Here is a 19,505-nt window from a genome sequence, read left to right on the forward strand (position 1 = left end):
AGCACATCCTCCTTCATCATTAACGCAATCCGAGCTCGCTCAAGGTTGTTCGCAGATAATGGCCAGCGAAACCTAATCGCTCGTCACGCTGTTCGGCATACGCCGGTTGCTCGTAAATGGCTGGATGTGGAAGGCTTCCCTCCGCTACGCGTTGTTCACATATCCGGGCTAATCTGACCAACTCGGCAATGTCACTTAGACTCATATCCGGATGGCTGTTCCGCCACTGTTCGACGAAAATGTCGATATTCATGTAACCCTTGTGATCTTCAATCTGCATATGCAGATCAGGTTGATACGGGGCGATAATCGAGAATATTTGGCGATAATCGACGATGCCCTGCCCGACCGGCTTAACCTGACGGATAAGTCCGGTGTCCGAGAAGAACAGAATGCAATCCTTGGCATGCATCTGATGAACGTAAGGCGCGGTTCGCGTCGCTACCGCGACCGGATCCTCACCGCGGGCGAACACATTCGCGGTATCGAATGCGACGCCGAGAACATCGTCGCCGACCTCTTCAATCAATCGGACGATTTCATGCGAGGTAATCTCCTCGTGCGTTTCCAGATTGATTCGGGTGCCTGTGTCGAGCAGCACAGGCTTAAGGCTTTTCAGGAAATTGGCTGTGGCGCGAAGCTGCTCCTCCCAAGTAACATCTGTGCGGAATCGATCATATACATGGTAGCCCTTATGCTCGCCTTTCCAACCGGCTGTGACCCCAATCAACTCTTTTGCCCCTATGCTAGCTGCTGCGTAGAGCATCTTCTCTACAGCCAGCTTGTAATCGCCATCGCCTAGCTGCCACACCTCCGGGGTTTCATTGGTATTGAACGGGTTAACGCGCCCAATGCCCAGATCAATGTATAATCCGAGTTCCTTAGCGGTATCGGCTGCTTCTTTAAGTTCCACAGGATCAAGCGTTTTGGAGGCTACCATTGGGGACTTGCCGTATACGCCGTCATATCCTTCTTGTTTCGCCTTTTCAAGCGCCACCGTGAACGGGACTTCTTCCTGAAGAAAGCCGTGATGCAGATCGATTCCAATCTTCATAGCCATATTTACACCTCTATTTTTCCAATCTCTATAATGGATTAAATGAGATATTCATTTCCATCATCCCAGCATCGGGAACCACTTTTTGAGCTCTGCGTCATCCACTTTTCGGCCGTAATTGGCGATTTCAAATGGCTCAGCGTAGGTAATCTGCGCGGCTCTCTCCGCTCCATACCATTTCTCCAATCCCGCCTTCATCTCATCAGAGACATAGAAAAATGGCGCCCAATATTTCAGCAGGTATTCCCGCTTCTCTTCCCAGGTCTGAGGTACTTCGCGGTCCTCATTTTTGCCGCTGAATTCATAGAATTGAGAAGCATGTGCATCGCAAGCTAGCAGCTTCTTCTCTAGCACGGCTTCAATATCGATCACCACGTCCGCTTGATAGCGATCCTTCATGGAGTAGTCCGGCATGAGCAGTACAACCGGCGTACGCTCCAAAGCCGGAACGTCGATTACCGCATTTTTAAGCGCTGAGAACGGAACAGCATCGCTCACAACGTGTCCGGCGTATCGGTTATCGGGATGCGTGCCCCCAGCCGGATGGAACGTGATGACCACATCGGCTTGCCAGCGTCGGATGTGCCGAATGACCTCATTGCGCGTAGCCACATCGGGAAATAATTCACCGTCATGCGTGCTCAGCACTTCGTATTCGACAATGCCCAGCCTCTTGGCTGCTTCATCCGCTTCCTTTTTCCTGCGTGTAACCAGCTCTGGTCCAGGTAACTCATAATGGCCGCCGCAGCCGTCAGTCAAAGAAAGAAATTTCACTTTGTGCCCCAAAGCGGCGAATAACGCCGCAGTACCGCCTGCATAAATATCCGGCTCATCGGGATGTGCCCCTATCACGATCACTCGAATCTCTTGTTTCATTGTCTTTTCCACCTCTCCAAAATTCAGTTATTATTTCGCTAATGAATCGTTATAGATTTTCTTTAATTTCGTTACGCCGCGTGCGTCCATGTCCTTCACATAGTTGTTCCATTCCGTATCAATGTTGACTTTGTTATACACAAACTGCTCGTGCGTCTTGGCAAATAAATCGTTCACGGTCGTAACGAGCATGTTCTCCTCTTCCTTCTGCTCCGCTTTCAGCTTTGGTACCTTGGTAATGGCTGGGAACCAGTTTTTGGCCTTGGCTTCCTCGGTGAGCGTGCCAACTAACGGATTGTTCAACACCTTAATAAACCAGTCATACGGATAAAGCATGGCATAATTGGTGTTCGCAGCTCCGATATCCCATAGTGACTTCTGAATGCTGCTGCTGTTTTTGACTGCGTCGCTGAAATCCTTTTTGCCATTCACTTCGACATAAGTCTGATCTTTGATTCCCCAAGTGAACGGGACATTACCTTCATCGCTGTATAACCAATCCACGAACGCAAGGAGCTTGTCAAAATAAGGTTTTTTTGCTGCGCTGGCGGGAATGACGAGACCGTCTTTGATTCGGGTCGTACTAGCCGCCTTGACTCCGCCCGGACCTGCGATCGGAGGTAATGGCGTCAGTTCAAAGTCGGGACCGACGTTCTTTTTTCCATCCGCATTCAGCTGGGCAAGTTCACTAATCCAGGTGTACGTGAATGTGCTTTTGCCAGTCGCCATTTTCTGCTTCCAGGAATCCAGGCTCGACGTATACAACTCCGGATCGGCCAGTTTCTCGGTGATCAGCTTGTTCAAGTACTTCACATATTGCTTGTAATTGTCACTGGTATAGGCATAAGTGAACGAGTTCGAAGCGCTGTCATACATGAACCCGTTATACGAAGGATCAATCCCCCAAGCAGCACCCGAGATACTCCGAAGGGTATTGGCACCTATCAAATTCGCCATTGGATAGCTTGCAGGGTCCTTCTCCTTGAATACCTTCAATACGTTATACAACTCATCCATCGTCTTCGGAACTTGCAAGCCGTATTTCTTCAGCAGGTCCGTACGAATAACAGGTGCCGTATTGTACAAAGCTGCTTCGTTCATTTGCGGTAAAATATACAGTTTGCCGTCCTTCGTCTCCCAATTCTCAAGCTCATCGTCAATCTTGTATTCTTTCACTCTTTTTTGAAAATTCGGCAGCTTATCGAGATAGTCGTTGATGTTTAACAGGACACCGGTCTCGGCTACGCTCATCAAGCTGGGATGATCCACGGAGCTGATCAAATCCGGCAGCGTGCCCGAGCTGGTCACAATTTTAAACTTATTGGCGTAATCCTTATCCGGTACCGCTTGCACATCTAACTTCACGTTCTTAAGCGTTTGCATCTGCTTGAGCGCAGGCCACTCTTTATTGAAGGGATAAGCGGCGCTGTCGGAGTACATCATCGAGAAAGTGGTCGTTTTCTCTGAACTATTTTCGCCACTCACGTTAGTTCCCGCACCCTTATTGGAGCTGGAGCAAGCGGTTAAAGGTACGGTGATCACCATCAAAGCAGTGACGAATAAAAACCCTCTTTTCATGGATCGTCTCATCGGATTTCCTCCTAAATGCTTTCTTCTGTGAAAGCTGGCAACTACAAAATTCAAGCCCCTCTTACGATCAACCTTTAACCGCACCCAACATAACGCCTTGCGCAAAATGCTTCTGAGCAAAAGGAAACAGGATAACCACCGGCAGTGTTGTGACCATAATGGCCGCCGATTTTAAGGATGCCGCCGAAAGGCTCGTGACCTCGCTTTGGCCGCCATTGGACGCCAGATCTGCTCCAGCTACAATATTGCGCACGATCATCATGACGGGAAGCTTCTCCGTGCTGTTCAAATAAATCATTGCGTTAAACCAATTATTCCAATAATAAATTGCGAGAAAAAGCGTGATAGCAGCTAACACCGGCTTGGAGAGCGGAATGACGATGCGCCACAGAATCTGGATTGGATTCAAGCCATCGATCATAGCCGACTCTTCAAGGCTTTCGGGAATGGATTGGAAATACGTCATGACTAGCAGTAAGTAATACGGTGTAATGCAGAAGGGCAGCACAATGGCCCAGATCGTATCGATTAAACCGAGACTTTTTACCACCAGATAAGTAGGTATCAAGCCTCCACTGAAAAACATAGTAAACATGATAAACAGAATGAAGAGTTTTCTGCCTTTCAAAAAGGTTTTGGATAATGGATAAGCACAAATCGTCAGCATAAACAATCCGATTGCCGTGCCAAGCCCCGTCTGAAGAAAGGAATTGTAGAAGCCTGACTTGATGCTCGGATGCTGAAAAATGCGGAAATAAGCGTCCAGGTTAAAACCTATGGGAAATAACCCCACTTTACCGCCTACAATTGCCCAAGATTCACTAAGTGAAATCGCTAATAAATTTAGAAACGGGATGATTATAGCTGCCAGAACGGCAAGCATGATGAGTGCATTCACCACTCTGAACAGTTGATAGCTCCAAGTTCGCCGATAGAGCATGCTCCACCTCCTTAATACAAGGATATGCCGGAAATTTTGCGGGACATGTAGTTGGCTCCCGATACGAGGAAGAGACCGATCAAACCGCCGAACATGCCGACTGCCGTTGCGTAGCTGTAATTGCTGTTCTCAAGACCCATCCGGAACACAAATGTATCGATAATATCACTGGTGGCGGAATTGCTCGGCGTATAGAGCAGCAGTGCCTTCTCAAATCCAATGCTAAGAATGGAACCAAGAGAAAGAATAAACACAACCGAAATCGTCGGGAGCATTTGCGGAATGGTGACATGAATCGTTTGCTTCAGCCGGCTTGCGCCATCAAGCTCTGCCGCCTCATACAACTGCGAATCTACCGAGGCCAGAACAGCGCAGTAAATGATCGCATTCCACCCCATATACTGCCATATATCCGAGGTGATATAGATGGTTCGAAACCACCCTGGTTCATTGACGAAAAAAATCGGATCCATCCCAAAATGAATCAGCAGCTGGTTGAACCAACCTGTCGTGGGCGAGAGCAGCTCCTTGATCATGCCTACGACCACAACAATGGAAACAAAATTCGGAAAATAAGAAACAGTCTGAATGAACTTCTTGACTCGCGGGCTTACGATCTCATTGATTAGCAAAGCGAACAGAATCGGCAACGGAAATGTAATCGCCAGATTCAGAATGCTCAGCACCAACGTGTTTTTAAAGGCTACCCAAAAGTTCGGATCGTTCATGAACAGCTTGAAGTAGCGAAGACCTACCCATTCCGTTCCATACACAGGCCCCCCCGGTACATATTTGCGAAAGGCCAGCACGTTCCCTGCAATCGGCCCATACCTGAATATGAGGAAGTAGGCGAGTGGCAAGATGAGTAGAATGTAGTAATAACTGTAACGCTTCCAATATGACCTAGCGCGATGATGAGATGTGCGCACAGTCGCTATTTCCATAGCGTAACCTCCTTTCCTGTGTGATGTGGTGCTGAAACTATCAAATCACATTTCTCGTGGAGATGAATACAGCCAGTTCGGGATCGATGTCATCGATTTCGCCTATTGTGTACAACGATTTATCGCCTATGTCACGCTTTTCCTTTCCATCGCAAGTTCGATTATTCCACCATGTAACACTTTTCTACCTAATCCTTTTATATCGATGTAACAAAGTTGACTTGCTCCCTCATTGCTAACTATAATTTGATCAAATCATAACAACATAAGGATGTGAGGACAGCGATATGCCTGCGATAATATCCAAATGGAAGAAGCTTGGTTTCCGAAGCATCCTTTTCCGATTCATCCTGTTGTTTCTCTCCATTACAATGTTTTTGCAACTTATTAACTTCTTATCGTATAACGTCCTGCTGAGCAAATTTGAAAACCAGATCGAACATAATTATGACCGCTCAGTCGCCAATATCGCTTCCTCCTTGAACAATCTGTTCGAAGGCATTTATCAAACCAACTATTTGCTAGCGCTTGATCCAAATGTGCTACGCATTTTTTCCGCTAACTATACCATCGACGATGTGTCCAAATATGCCGATATTACCGAAGCCATTCGTTCCTTGTCTCGCATTAAATCAAGCAGCAATTACATTGACAACGCTTACATATATAAGCGCAGTGAAAAGCTAATCATCAGCGATGAAGGTACGTATGCATCCGATTTTTATTACGACAAAGTGTACCGTAGCGGACTGTATCCGAAGGATTTTTGGCAGGCGTATCAAGCGAGTCACCACTTGTTTACGATTCTCCCTCCATCCGACATTTCCGGAACCATCCGAAACCACGGTAAAACGAGCATTCCTGTCGTGCAGTCGATGATCGGAGGTTATTGGTCGAACGATTTGTACGTGATCAATCTGGACGTGCAACCGATTATACAACTTCTTCGCAGTTTTAAAATAACGCCTAACAGTATGCTTCTCGTCTCCAATCAAGACAATCAACTGCTTTTTTCAACGGAAGAAAATAACGCAGACATGTCAGAGATATTAGAAAAAGCTGTGGGAGAGACGGCCAATCGCTTTAAGATGACGTTTCGCAATCAAGAAATGCTCATTATCAAATTCAACACTAGCTTCTTCTTCCAGCAGGCCAATATGATCGTTAGCGTTCCTATAACGGACATCAAGGCAAATTTTAACAATTTCAGTAATTGGAATATTATTGTTACAGCAATCGCACTGCTGGTCGGGCTACTTATGTCTATCCTGTTCACCAAAATGCTATACTCGCCCATCCGGGCTCTCGTCCGTACGTTGCAGGATGGTCGGAGTATGCAGCGAAGCAGCGATTCGTTCAAAGAATTTGAATACATTAATAATGAAATTGACCGAATGAAAAGCAATGTCGCCCATCTGAATGAGACGTTGTCCTATACGCTCCCACTGGTGATCGATCAATTTCTGGTGAAGATGCTTAAGAGTAATAGCCAGATGGACCACAGTAGGATCGACGATTTCCTGGCGAATTGCAAATTCAGCTTTATGCACGATTCCTTCTGGGTCGGGCTGATTCAGTGCAATTTCAAGAAGCCATTCTATGATTCGTTCTCAGAAGAGTTCCAGAATCAAGCTTCTCAACGGCTTCTCAAGCTGATGAAATCGATGATTCCACCAAGCTCTTCGGTCTATTTGCTGGAGATGGACACCAATCTGTTCGCAATACTGGTGAATCTGCCCCATGACGCCGACGCTGATACCTGGGCCTATCATGAGTATCTGCAGCAAATTGACGATCTGTTTCAGACCGACAAGGCGTTCGTGCACATTCATATCGGCATCGGCAGGAAATATATAGGCTATCAAGGCATGCAACGCTCCTACGTCGAGGCAATGAAGGCGCTCTGGCGGGTCTCCCCGTTCGATACCAAAAGGATCAGCATTTATAACGAGAATAATCAGGACGAGTCCGGATATTTGCTAAGCAAAACAGATGAAAACAAACTCTTTAACCTGCTGCTCTCCAACAAGCAAGAGGATTTGCAGCAACTGCTGAAGACAATTATTAATGCCAATATGAACAGCGCCATGACCGATATGAGCAGTAGACAGTTGTATATGCATCTGTATCTGATCGGTACACAAGCGTTGAAGCAGCTTGATAAAACGATGGACGAATCCATCTTCAAAAACTACAGCGAGTTCGTCATGTCCATCAGTACCCACTCAATTGGGGATATGGCAGACTTCATCGTGTCGTTTTACGATAGTGTTCTAGAAGCATGCACCCCTGTCCAGCCAGGGTTTGATATTAAGTTGTTTAAGCAATACATTGATGACTATTATCACGAAGACATTAGTCTGGACATGCTTGCCGACAAATACAACACCTCACCCAAGTACATGTCCAAACTGTTGAAAAAGGAACTAGGCATGACGTTTCAGAGGTATCTGCAAGAGCTGCGAATCGCGAAAGCCAAGGAGATGCTGCAGCATACATCCAAGCCGATTCAGAAAATATTGGAAGAGATCGGATTTAACAACCGTAACTCGTTTATCCGAACGTTTAGAAATTTGGAGGGGATATCTCCGACAGAGTATCGGATTCAGCGGCAGGTGCGGAAAGGGTAGGTGGTGGGGGCGTACGAATAAATTGTTTCTCCATACAATTAGAAAATAAACAGGTGTGTACGCAATGAGTTCACGCCTGTTTAACTTTAGACCTATGCAAACTGTGCTCCTCAATCAATGAGACTTTCCTTCCTTATTCTCGAAAACTCCGTTCCATAATACGCCATCGCGATGGTCGGTAAGGCGATTCCGATCAGCAGTGCCGCTTTCCAGCCCCCCGCTGCATAAGCCCAACCCCCTGCCGCTGAGCCGATAGCGCCCCCCAAAAAGAAAATGGCCATATACAAACCGTTAAGCCTACTGCGAAATTCCGCTCCTAAAGAGAAAATCACCCGCTGTCCGAGAACCATGTTGGCGGAAACCCCCAAGTCAAGTAGAATCGCCGCAACTACGAGAATCGGGACTGCGAGTGCAGAACTTGATGGAACCAGCAAGGGAAGCAGCCCGGAAAAGATAACGATGGCCAATGCCCATCCCGTAGCCGGGCGAACCCATCCACGGTCTGCCATACGGCCAGCCGCTGGCGCCACAATTGCCCCCATTACCCCGACTAATGCGAACAGAGCGACCTCCTTCTGAGTGAAAAGGAACGGCGGACTTGTCAATACCAACGGAACTGTAGTCCAAAACAAACTGAACGTTCCGAATACACAAGCATGATAAATTGCCCTTCGGCGCAATGCCGGTGTCGCCTTCAGCAGATGCAGCATGGAGTGCAGCAGCGCCGGGTAGGCTGTAGTGGCCGAAGGCTTCCTTGAGGGTAGTGTCTTTGCCAATACAAGAGCCAGCGTGAAAATCAATGCTGCGGAGAAGAAATATATGGCGCGCCAGCCCATATACTCCGCTACCAAGCTCGAAATGGGACGCGCGAACATAATCCCCAGTAGCAGCCCGCTCATGACGTTGCCCACGTTGCGACCGCGCACGGCTTCAGGCGAAAGATGGGCCGCATACGGCACAAGGATTTGTGCTGCTACGGAACCTATTCCGATCACGAGTGAAGCGGTGAGGAACAGGATGGCGCTTTTAATTACAGCGGCAATTGTCAAAACGGCGGCTGTAAAGAGCAATGATGAAAGGATCAACTTACGATTTTCCAGGATGTCTCCGAGCGGTACGATAAATAACAAGCCGATCCCGTAGCCGACTTGAGTCAACGTAACGATGAGTGCGGCAGCACCGGAGGAGAGCCCGATTGTCGAGCTGATCGAGCCTATCAATGGTTGAGCATAATAAAGATTTGCCGCTATGATACCGCAAGCGGCCGCCAGGATAAAAATCAGCGATGGCGAAACCGACTTTTCCGTTGGAATGGAAGCTGAATGCATAAAAGGTCCCCTTTGTTCATCAGAAATTTTCTGGAACATTCGTTCCGGAATTGATAAAAAAAATATGTTTTATAGCATTTCCATCACCGTGTCTATCATCTGCTGCATCTTGCTGCGGTCACCCTGCACCTTCGCAACTATATTTATACTATGATTCAGGTTTGAAAGCAGATAAGATAAAGTCTTGATATCTTTCTCAGGCATGATTTCGCCCGTCCCCTGACCTTTGCGCAGCAGCTCGTAGAAGGATTTCTCCAACTCGTCAAACCGCTCCCTGATCAACGCATTCAGTTGCTCATCTGGCGAATCCATGCCGACTGCTGCATTAGTAATGAGACAGCCCTTCGGCGACTCGTCGTCCAAGGCGGAATCGATGTGTATCTCGAAGTACTGCCGGATTCCCGATTTTGCGGATGTCGCATTGATGAGGATGTCCCGTTTGGCTTGCCTCCACTTCTTGTACCAGTTGATCGCCTCGATATAAAGCGTTTGTTTGTCCCCGAACGTTTCGTACAGACTTGATCTGCTAAGATCCATAGCTTCCAGCAAATCGGGAATGCTTGCCGCTTCGTAGCCCTTCTTCCAAAAAACGAGCATCGCTTTATGAAGCACCGCTTCTTTATCAAACTCTTTGTAGCGTCCCATGGTTCTTCCTCCGTTTCCGTAGGTACAGTATAAACTTTTTCGGAACGATAAGTCCAGTATTTTCTGCAGATATGAAAGTTAGCTTAGCCACTCACTCACTGTTGGGTGACTAATAAGTTTTGAAGTGCAAGAAGCCAGCAAACATAAGGGTTTGCTGGCCTTTCTTATAAAATAGGTTTACAAATTTAATTTTGAAGTGATGCATTTTAATAATTCTTTCATCAAAAATCCGCCCTGTATGAGCTGCCTTCAATGAAGTCTGTCTTTAATCTGTTAAATTGTTAGCATGGTAGCATGGTAGTATAACTCCTTGAGAAGTTATGAAGGCCGTGTTTAAATGTAACAATAGCACGAAATGACACGATAGGCTTGCGTCATGGCTTAGTACCATAGCGAGAAAGAAGGCTTTAGAAGTGAAAAGAACATTCATAGATTTGTTATTTATAACAGTTGGTGCACTAGCTTTTGCGTTGGGCATTAATGTGTTTGTCATCCCTCACGAATTGGGCGAGGGTGGTGTAGTTGGCATTACTATCATTTTATATTATTTGCTGGAATGGTCTCCAGGTTGGACAAGCTTAATTATTAATCTGTTACTGTTGGCAATTGGATGCCGTTTGTTAACAAGAAAGACCGTATTATATACACTCGCTGCCGTTTCTCTCCATTCGTTGTTTCTTCATCTGACTCAGGGTTGGCATATTGCTTCAAACGATTTAATTGTGAATTCCATTTTCGGAGGGGCTCTGGTTGGATTTGGCATCGGACTTATTGTTAGGGTAGGAGGTACGACCGCTGGCACTGTTATTATAGCCAAGTTAATGAACAAGTTCTGGGACTGGAATATCAGTTTTGCGTTGTTGTTGTGCGATGTTATTGTAGCAATGTCCTCTTACTTTATCATTGGCGCCGAAAGACTGATGTTCACCATTATTATGCTTTTCGTAGCTACCAAAGTAATGGAGTTCGTGATAGACGGATTGAACCCAACGAAATCTATAACGATTATTTCCAAAAAACAAGACCAGATCGCTCAACAAGTAAACACTCTTATGGATCGAGGTGTTACGGTCTTAAGCGGTCATGGTTATTATACGAAGACTTCCATGAATATTCTCTATATTATAGTCAAGAAACAGGAGGTTGCCCTGCTGAAGAACATCGTAAAATCCGCGGATCACGAAGCCTTCATGACAGTTCAAAATGTGCAGGATGTGTTTGGTAAAGGTTTTGTCGAACTTCAAAATTCCTAAAAATTTTGTTTGTAGATGGAGTAATCCAAAGTTTGGGTACAGGACCAACGCTTGTTGAAAGCAAGAAGTTGCCTCTTCAAATTTGGATTGCTATGCGAGTTTTATACCTTCACGGTTTAGTTGCGTTGCTTTTTTTTGAAAGTCCATTCCTCGACTCACTCCGTCTCCTTTTTTTTACTGCGCGTTAATGCAATCACGGCTGCTTTGTGGCAGCCGTTCAACTGTCATTCCTCGTCGTAATATCAATTGCTATTAGGTCGACTGCCAATAAGTAACATATTACCTTCTGGATCGTAGACATGGCAGCGCGCCTCGACATCACTCAACCTTAGGCAAAGCATTACCTTGTATTTCTTTTATGATTTCCAAGAATTGCTCAACTTCCTTGGACGGATGTAATGGATATATCAAACCATATGGAACTGCGAAATCTAAATTACTAGGGATCGTCACCAAGGATGGATGAATATCTGCCCACGACTCCAATGTTAGCATAACCGTATTACTTTCCTCGCAGCGATTAAACACATCAAGATCATAGAGGCGCGGAACATCCTTAATTCGTATTTGAGGATGATTCATTATCAGGAAATCACGTATGTCATGAATGACGGCACTTCCCCCACCATTCACTACAGCCAATTTTTCCCCATACAAATCTTTGACAGAAAGTGTTTTTCTTGAAGCCAGCCTATGCTGCCGAGATACGGCAAAGCAAACGCGGTAACTCCCCAGTTCAAGCACACGGTAGTAATCCTTCAAGTTATCTGTAAGAAATGGCCCCGCAATGATATCGAGTGATTGGCCAATCATGCGGTAAGTGGTTGGGAGTGTATGTGCGTCATCTTCGAAATGAACGATGTTTATTCCGAATTGCGGGTATAGGTCGCTAATTCCATTCCACAAATCAATCAAAACCTTACAGGGGTTAAGCATAGAAGTGCCCGCTCGAACAATATGCCGATTTACCTGTGCGGACTGATGCATGCGGATAAGAGATTCTTGAAAATACTGCAGCATAAATTTCGCATCTTTGATAAAACTTATTCCTGCCTTTGTGAGCCTGACACCGTGGTTGGTACGGATAAAAAGCGGGATTCCGGCTTGCTTTTCCAACAAATTCATTTGCTTCATCACAGCAGTTGAAGAAATAAAAAGCTTTTCGGCTGCCTTAGAGAAGCTTCCGGACTCCGCCACTTGAACAAACGTCTTCAGTTGCTCAATCATTCAGGGAGGCCCCTCCTTTTGCATAAACCATAAGTTAATACCATGCTAACTTATTTGAAATTCCGTATCAAGCTACTAAACCGTAACATTAGAGAAGAACGAAAGAGAAAACAGAAGCTTTAAAATACTACAACAGGAAATGTATTGGAGGAGAATTCTATGGAAAACAAAGTCTGGTTCATTACAGGAGCCTCTCGCGGATTAGGGCGCATTTGGGCCGAGGCCGCACTCTCTCGCGGGGATAAGGTTGCCGCGACCGCTCGCACACCGGAAAGCATCGTCGACCTTAAGGAACGTTTCGGAGACGCTGTTCTCCCCCTAGCGCTCGATGTAACGGATTCCCGGCAGGTCGAGCATGTCGTTCAGCAGGCTCATGCGCATTTCGGCAGGCTGGACGTCGTCCTAAACAATGCCGGTTACACGCTGGTTGGCACGACTGAGGAGGCTGACGAATCCGCCGTCCGCGAACTATTTGACGCCAATTACTTTGGTACGCTTCGTGTCATCCAAGCTGCCCTACCTCTGCTTCGACAACAGGGCAGCGGGCACATTCTCGGCGTCTCAAGCGCCATGGGTCTTGTTGCGGCGCCGCTCATTGGCTTCTATTGCGCCTCCAAATGGGCAGTCGAAGCACTTCACGACAGCCTCGCTCAAGAGGTTAAAGGCTTCGGCATTAAGGTCACGTTGCTCGAGCCGGGCGCCTTTGCCACCGACTTTGGAAGCCCCTTGTCCATGAAGACATCACAGGTACTGGGAGTTTACGCTGAACTTCGAACTCGGGTTTCCATTCGATTATCGACCGAAGAACGAGGCGATCCGAAGGCAACCGCCGAAGCGATTCTTGAAATCGTAGACGCCGAGGACCCACCTCTGCGGTTTGCGGTCGGCGCTGGGGTCTTGCCTTTGGTGCGCGGAACCTATGCCGATCGTTTAGCCACTTGGGAGACATGGGAAGCTGTTTCGAACGGAGCGCAAGGTAAACCGATAAGCCATCGTTAGAATTCGAATTAGCAGACAGTAAAGAAACAGGGATCAGCTGCCAAGGCAGTCTGTTCCCTGTTTTTGCAATGCTTCCAACAGATCCTAGACTGCACACCGCATCCCCTTCATTATCGAGGAACAACGTATGGTTTACTGCCCATTAGCGTGGAAAAGGCAGCCGATCGTCATGACCGACTGTCGCTATGTCTTTATTAGGCTATAGTCCTCCGTTAGTTCAATTTAGACTGATGTTGATCTTGTTCATTGACAAGCCATTCCGAGTTTAAACCGAAGAATTTCTCCAAAGGGTTGATGTGCTCACGAATATCTCTCATGCCTTTCGAACAGAAGGTGAGTAAAATACGTCAGCATGCATATGCTGAATTTTGTCCCAGTTAGCGGGATTGGTCGTGTCTGGAGTGCGGTGCTCCAGAATGGCCTGATATAGGGCGGTTTTTTGTTCTAAATGGGCAACATGCCGTTTGGCTTCTTCGAGCTGAATGAGTGCCACTTCTTTATGCTCCATCATGAGTGCGCAGCGTTGCGGAATGGTCGAGTCCCCTTCGAGACAGAGATCTACATACTTTTTTATGACTTCAATCGGCATCCCAGATTGCTTAAGGCATTTGACGCCATGCAGCCAGTTGATCGATTCTTCATCGAACATCCGGATGTTGTTTTGATTGCGCTGTACGCTTGGCACCAGGCCTTTATCCGTATAAAAGCGCACGGCGTGCTCGGTGAGTCCCGTTATCAAGGACGCTTCTTTGACCGTATGCATTTGAAATCCTCCTTGGAAAATAAATTTTCAAATGTGGCTTGCCTTCGTGTAACACGAAGGTAATAAGCTTACTGTAACGCAAATCAGCCGTGAAGGGAATCCTCGCTGCAATGCCCGATTCCCGGGATACGCGCCGTTTGTTGTATTACATTTGAAATAATGGGAGGAATCACAATGCAAACCGTAACATTGAACAACGGAATAAAAATGCCGATTATCGGCTTCGGTGTCTACCAAATTCCCGATGCTAATGAATGCGAGAATGCGGTATATGAGGCGCTGATGGCCGGTTACCGCCTGATCGACACCGCTGCTGGTTATCTGAACGAGGAAGCGGTCGGACGCGCGATCAAGCGCAGCGGCATACCGCGCGAGGAGTTATTCATCACGACCAAGCTTTGGATTCAGGATGCTGGCTACGAAAGTGCTAAGCTGGCGTTTGCCAAGTCTCTCAAGAAGCTACAGCTCGACTATCTCGATTTATACCTTATTCACCAGCCGTTTGGCGATTACTACAGTGCTTGGCGCGCGATGGAAGACCTTTACCGTGAAGGCAAGATCAAGGCGATCGGTGTTAGCAACTTCCTGCCCGACCGTCTGATGGACCTTATTGTGCATAACGAAATCGTGCCCGCCGTCAACCAAGTCGAAACACACCCGTTCTACCAGCAGACAGAGAGTGCAGCCTTTATGAAGGAGCAAGGAGTAAAGCACCAGTCGTGGGCGCCGTTCGCTGAAGGGCTCAACAACATGTTCGGCAACGAAGTGCTGGTTTCGATCGCAGAAAAACACAATAAGTCCGTCGCCCAGGTCGTTTTGCGCTGGCTAGTTCAGCGTGAAGTCGTTGTAATTCCAAAATCGGTGAGAAAAGAGCGTATCGTCGAAAATTTCGATATTTTCGATTTTGAGTTGAGCGCGGACGATATCGAACAAATTTCCACTCTCGATACACAGAAAAGTCTTTTCCTATCCTACCACGATCCGAAATTCGCCAAGATGCTAGGCACCTTGAGAGTCGATCTTTAAATCTTGATCTAGCCGTAAACTCATCACGCTTTATCCTCATCTATTAAAAAAGGACAGGTCGCCCCTGTCCTTACTTTACTTGAATTCCAAATTCTACGAATAGCAAAACTGCTTCCGATGTAACAAAATCTATATTCACACCAATGCAGGAAACACACAGAACCACCAAGACCTCCTGAATTATCTGCCCTCTATGGGGAAACACTTTGCTGCCCTATAGCTTAATCCCCTCTACTGTTAAATGTTAATCATATTCGTTCGATGTTGGGTGACAAATAAGTGTTGAAGTGCAAGAAGCCAGCAAACATAAGGGTTTGCTGGCTTTTCTTATAAAAAATTGATTTACAAATTAAGTTTTGAAGTGGTGGATTGGAGTGAATAACCCAATTTACAAATAAGATTTGAAGTACTTCTAACAAATAATTGCCTACCATCTCATTAAACTAACGTGTCCCGTTTAGCTTAATGGGTCGCTTCTCGAACTATGACTCATTCTTTAGATTCTCAAATTCAATTTCATATTTTTTCAACTTATCTATATTACATATCGGGCAAAGCATTTTATTATTCTCTATTCCTGTTAATTTCACTTTATATGAATCACACTTCTTACACTTTGAATAATTTACTGAACGATATGCCTTAAAATATGCACATTCTACTTTCGGTAATTTCAGTGACAATTTTGCAAAATCCCTAACTGAAAATGTATTGTCAGTCTCAAAGACTTCTAAATTATTTAGTTTTTCAAGTGGAGATAATCCGTGATTAAGCACTCTAGCTTTCATTAATACAAGTTTCTTTAGATTTGTCAGTGAACTTAAAAAATTCAAGTTATCAAAAATTAAAGTCTTTCCTGATGAATCCCAACTAGGTAAAGACTCGAGTGATAATTCGGTTAAATTCTCTAAGTTAGTCAATTCTTCAAGTGAATGAATTTGAGGCAGATGGATTATTCTAAGCTTTTCTAAGTTCTTCAATTCCTTGAGATTATTTAATGTTCCAGTTTCGAATGAAAAAATCTCTAACTCCCGTAGGTTGGTCAGAGTGTTTAGTTTTGAATAGTCCTTAATTTTACAATTCCATATTTTCAAAGTTTCAATGGATTTGTCTAATAACATTTCATCAAATTCACTCTGTGTTTGTTTAATCAACTCTGCTTTTTTCATCTTATATACCTCGCACTTGGGCTTGTTCATCTTCGTAAACTCCATTATTCGCCATATTTTAAGGTATTCGCAAGATAATCGCGCTTTCCTGCCCGTTAATGTAATAAAGGCTGCTTAGCAGCAGCCTTTATACTATCGTCTCTCGTTAGCTCAATAACGTCTCATCACTTACCCGCATTTTTCGTATCCTTGTCCTTAAATCTTTTAAGATATTTCATTATATGTTTCTTGAAACTAAAGTAGTTAGAAATAATCAGAATACTGCAAATCAATATAGACATAATGAGTGATTCAATAATTCCTTTTTTGGAAAAGAAATAATAACAACAAAATATTAATGCAAAAAAAACACTTCTCCAACAATTGTTTTAAATTTAAAGTACCTCTTCAGGAAGTTATAATGTTTAATCACTCTTGGAAACATAGATTTCTTACCTCACATAAAGAAATTTTAAATCCGGCCTAACCAAATCTCAACAAATGATTAAACATCGTTCATTGATTTCATCGGTCACAGTAATCCATCTAATGTCCATTAATTTCTATAATTGATTGTCATTATCCTGCCCGTTACTTCAATGAAACAAGGGACAGCTGCCTATCGCGTCAATCTGTCCCTTGTTTTTGCACTATCGTTTCCCGCTCAAGGGTTCAGTGCTTGATTTATACACTAATTGTCCCTTTAATCCAGCCCTTTATGAAACTTGATAGAGAAGAGCTTATCCACGTTCTACTATCATCTTCATGGTTCCAAACATAAATATCTTTTTTTACAATCTTCCCGCGTAGCTGATACCATCCGCAAATATATGAAATATATTGGAATTTGTTTACGTCACTGCCAAATACGAAGATAGGCTGCCGACATGAATCAGCAGCCTAGTCTTAGTCAGTTCGTCCAACTTCATTAGTTATCCTCCATTAAAACTATTCAGAAACCGTGATACCGTCAACAAGATAACTACGCAAACGGCGAACGTCCCGGACTGGCGGTAATCCAAACATCCGCGCATATTCCCGGCTAAAATGCGATGGGCTCTCGTAACCGACTTGAAACGCTGCTTCTGCCGCATTGATCGATCGGGAGAAGATCAGGCGACGCGCCTCTTGCAATCGGATATGCTTTTGAAACTGGATCGGACTCATCCCCGTGACTTCCTTAAAATAGTCGTACAAAGATGAGGCGCTCATACGAGCCTCTGCTGCCAATTCGTCAATCCGTAGCGGTTGGGCAAAGTCGCGGTTAAGCCTCTCGACTACTCCCGCGATTCGTTGCGCATGACTTCCGATGACGGCAAATTGCTTCAAAGACGCGTTGTTTTCGTTCTGAAGCACCCGATATATGATTTCTCGAATAACATACGGCGCAAGCACTGGGATATCCTGCGGTGTCTCGATCAGTTTCACAAGCCGCAGCACCGCATCCAACAGAGTGTCTTGCATCCGGCTTACCTTCAAACCCCGACTAGCTTCAGATTTTGCTCGTATAGCCTCTCCAGATGCCTGCATGATATCAAGAATCTGGTTCATATCGAATAGGATCTGCAGGCTTAAATACGGTGTTTCTCTCGAAGCCTCCATCACTTGTCCTGTAATCGGTAAATGTGCCGAAGCGGTTAAATAGCTGCTTGGATCATAGTGGTACACCTCTTGCCCCAACATAACCACTTTAGAACCTTGCGCCACGATGCACAGGGAAGGTTCGTAGACGGAGTAAACCGGCTCGGATAACTCGGAAGTCCGAATCAAACGTAAACCGGGAACTTGCGTGTCGTGCGTCCCGTCTTCCAGTGTGAATTTCTCGATAATTTGCAGTAGTTCTCTCCTTTGTTTTTCGAACCAATCACCCATCCTCTTCGTCCCCCCTCTTATCCACGAACAACTTAACTTTATCTTCTTCTGGAGGATTAGGCAATCATCTCGTATGATCCTGCTACCGCTCAGCTTACCGCTGGTATGATAATGGACATGTAACAAATGTGTTGCAAAGTACGAAGTTTCTTAGCATGGAAGGAGATGATTCTCAATGAGTACGCTAAACGATAAACCCCATCCTTATGTCGGAATGTGGGTGACAAAAGATGGTTTCATCCGGCATGAATTGCTACCGAACGGCCGGTATGACGAAGCGCGCAGAAAACGGAAGAGCGCTTACCAAGGACGATATACCATCGTAGATGACCATATCGAATATGTGGATGATACAGGGTTTACAGCTGACGGCGATTTCCGCGATTCGGTGCTTTATCACGCCGGCATGGTTCTTCATCGTGAGAAATAACAGAAAAATTAAAGCAACAAAAGGAGAAATGTACAATGTCCGAAATCAATGGAAAAGTAATTGTGATTACAGGAGCAAGTAGCGGGATCGGCGAAGCAACGGCGAAGCTATTAGCTAGTCAGGGCGCCCATGTCGTCATAGGCGCCAGGCGCGTGGATAGACTGGAAACGCTGGCTTCGCTCATTGAGTCTGAAGGAGGTTCCGTAGCTTATCAACAGCTGGACGTTACAAATATTGGCCAAATGCAGGCGATCGTTCGCTTAGCTCAGAACCGGTTCGGCCGTGTTGATGTCATCGTGAACAACGCTGGTGTGATGCCCCTCTCTCCCTTGGAAGCCCTTAAAGTCGACGAATGGAACCGAATGATCGACGTCAATATCCGCGGGGTTCTGCATGGCATTGCTGCAGGTCTCCCTGTTATGAAAGCACAGCATTCTGGTCACGTGATTAACGTAGCTTCAATCGGTGCTTACGCGGTTTCGCCGACGGCAGCGGTATACTGTGCGACCAAATATGCCGTTCGCGCCATCACCGAAGGTTTACGGCAGGAGGTTGGCGGCGACATTCGGGTAACACTCGTCTCTCCTGGTGTGACGGAGTCTGAGCTCGCTGAGAGCATTTCAGATAATGAAGCAAGGGAACTGATGAAATCGTACAGACGTGACGCCCTTCCGGCTTCTGCCATCGCGCGTGCCATTGCTTATGCGATTGAGCAGCCGATAGACGTCGATGTGAACGAGCTGGTCGTCCGGCCTACAGCCCAGCTTGCCTGATGTC

17 protein-coding genes are annotated in these 19,505 nt (G+C 45.8%); 6 read left to right on the forward strand and 11 right to left on the reverse strand.

What is annotated here, in order from left to right:
- Nucleotides 1-19: 19 nt before the first annotated feature.
- The 5 genes from GON05_RS01485 to GON05_RS01505 all read right to left on the reverse strand — a co-directional run bounded on the left by GON05_RS01485 (nt 20) and on the right by GON05_RS01505 (nt 5,407).
- Nucleotides 20-1,060 (reverse strand): sugar phosphate isomerase/epimerase family protein, encoded by a 1,041-nt coding sequence (locus GON05_RS01485; protein ID WP_157317487.1) that lies wholly within the window; start codon nt 1,058-1,060, stop codon nt 20-22.
- Nucleotides 1,061-1,117: 57 nt separating this feature from the next.
- Nucleotides 1,118-1,933 carry a PIG-L deacetylase family protein gene (locus tag GON05_RS01490; RefSeq protein ID WP_157317488.1) on the reverse strand — a complete coding sequence of 272 codons (816 nt, stop codon included), beginning with the start codon at nt 1,931-1,933 and terminating at the stop codon, nt 1,118-1,120.
- A 30-nt stretch (nt 1,934-1,963) separates the two neighbouring features.
- Nucleotides 1,964-3,523, reverse strand: a complete 1,560-nt coding sequence (locus tag GON05_RS01495) for an extracellular solute-binding protein (protein ID WP_157317489.1) — start codon at nt 3,521-3,523, stop codon at nt 1,964-1,966.
- A 67-nt stretch (nt 3,524-3,590) separates the two neighbouring features.
- Nucleotides 3,591-4,463: a carbohydrate ABC transporter permease gene (locus GON05_RS01500; protein ID WP_157317490.1), complete on the reverse strand. Its 873-nt coding sequence runs from the start codon at nt 4,461-4,463 to the stop codon at nt 3,591-3,593.
- Nucleotides 4,464-4,474: 11 nt separating this feature from the next.
- Entirely contained in the window at nt 4,475-5,407 is a 933-nt protein-coding gene (locus tag GON05_RS01505) for an ABC transporter permease (protein ID WP_157317491.1), read from the reverse strand.
- 287 nt (nt 5,408-5,694) lie between these two features.
- Between GON05_RS01505 and GON05_RS01510 the strand changes: the two genes are divergently transcribed.
- Nucleotides 5,695-8,037: a helix-turn-helix domain-containing protein gene (locus tag GON05_RS01510; protein WP_157317492.1), complete on the forward strand. Its 2,343-nt coding sequence runs from the start codon at nt 5,695-5,697 to the stop codon at nt 8,035-8,037.
- Nucleotides 8,038-8,147: 110 nt separating this feature from the next.
- Here the strand turns inward: GON05_RS01510 and GON05_RS01515 are convergent, their stop codons facing one another.
- Nucleotides 8,148-9,365: an MFS transporter gene (locus GON05_RS01515; RefSeq protein ID WP_157317493.1), complete on the reverse strand. Its 1,218-nt coding sequence runs from the start codon at nt 9,363-9,365 to the stop codon at nt 8,148-8,150.
- 69 nt (nt 9,366-9,434) lie between these two features.
- Complete coding sequence (locus GON05_RS01520) at nt 9,435-10,010, reverse strand: TetR/AcrR family transcriptional regulator (protein ID WP_157317494.1); 576 nt, start codon at nt 10,008-10,010, stop codon at nt 9,435-9,437.
- A gap of 413 nt (nt 10,011-10,423) precedes the next feature.
- Here GON05_RS01520 and GON05_RS01525 point away from each other — a divergent pair, with 413 nt between their 5' ends.
- Entirely contained in the window at nt 10,424-11,263 is an 840-nt protein-coding gene (locus GON05_RS01525) for a YitT family protein (RefSeq protein ID WP_181646083.1), read from the forward strand.
- A 318-nt stretch (nt 11,264-11,581) separates the two neighbouring features.
- Here the strand turns inward: GON05_RS01525 and GON05_RS01530 are convergent, their stop codons facing one another.
- Nucleotides 11,582-12,490, reverse strand: coding sequence for a LysR family transcriptional regulator (locus tag GON05_RS01530; RefSeq protein WP_157317495.1), 909 nt, complete (start codon nt 12,488-12,490; stop codon nt 11,582-11,584).
- 159 nt (nt 12,491-12,649) lie between these two features.
- Between GON05_RS01530 and GON05_RS01535 the strand changes: the two genes are divergently transcribed.
- Nucleotides 12,650-13,489 (forward strand): SDR family NAD(P)-dependent oxidoreductase, encoded by an 840-nt coding sequence (locus GON05_RS01535; RefSeq protein ID WP_157317496.1) that lies wholly within the window; start codon nt 12,650-12,652, stop codon nt 13,487-13,489.
- A gap of 313 nt (nt 13,490-13,802) precedes the next feature.
- Here GON05_RS01535 and GON05_RS01540 read toward each other — a convergent pair whose 3' ends face one another.
- Entirely contained in the window at nt 13,803-14,252 is a 450-nt protein-coding gene (locus tag GON05_RS01540; RefSeq protein WP_157317497.1) for a MerR family transcriptional regulator, read from the reverse strand.
- A gap of 174 nt (nt 14,253-14,426) precedes the next feature.
- Between GON05_RS01540 and GON05_RS01545 the strand changes: the two genes are divergently transcribed.
- The gene (locus GON05_RS01545) at nt 14,427-15,278 is read left to right on the forward strand and encodes an aldo/keto reductase (protein ID WP_157317498.1); all 852 of its coding nucleotides are present in this window, start codon (nt 14,427-14,429) and stop codon (nt 15,276-15,278) included.
- Nucleotides 15,279-15,760: 482 nt separating this feature from the next.
- Here the strand turns inward: GON05_RS01545 and GON05_RS01550 are convergent, their stop codons facing one another.
- Both GON05_RS01550 and GON05_RS01555 read right to left on the reverse strand, forming a co-directional pair.
- Nucleotides 15,761-16,447, reverse strand: coding sequence for a leucine-rich repeat domain-containing protein (locus GON05_RS01550; protein ID WP_157317499.1), 687 nt, complete (start codon nt 16,445-16,447; stop codon nt 15,761-15,763).
- 927 nt (nt 16,448-17,374) lie between these two features.
- On the reverse strand, nt 17,375-18,298 hold the full coding sequence (locus GON05_RS01555; RefSeq protein ID WP_157317500.1) for an AraC family transcriptional regulator: 924 nt from the start codon (nt 18,296-18,298) through the stop codon (nt 17,375-17,377).
- 175 nt (nt 18,299-18,473) lie between these two features.
- On the opposite strand from GON05_RS01555, the gene GON05_RS01560 reads away from it, so the two are divergent.
- Together GON05_RS01560 and GON05_RS01565 are read left to right on the forward strand one after the other, a co-directional pair.
- Nucleotides 18,474-18,728: an Atu4866 domain-containing protein gene (locus tag GON05_RS01560; RefSeq protein ID WP_157317501.1), complete on the forward strand. Its 255-nt coding sequence runs from the start codon at nt 18,474-18,476 to the stop codon at nt 18,726-18,728.
- A gap of 35 nt (nt 18,729-18,763) precedes the next feature.
- The gene (locus tag GON05_RS01565; RefSeq protein ID WP_157317502.1) at nt 18,764-19,501 is read left to right on the forward strand and encodes an SDR family oxidoreductase; all 738 of its coding nucleotides are present in this window, start codon (nt 18,764-18,766) and stop codon (nt 19,499-19,501) included.
- Nucleotides 19,502-19,505: the final 4 nt, after the last annotated feature.

Source organism: Paenibacillus anseongensis (assembly GCF_009757995.1).
Lineage (GTDB): Bacteria > Bacillota > Bacilli > Paenibacillales > NBRC-103111 > Paenibacillus_E > Paenibacillus_E chondroitinus.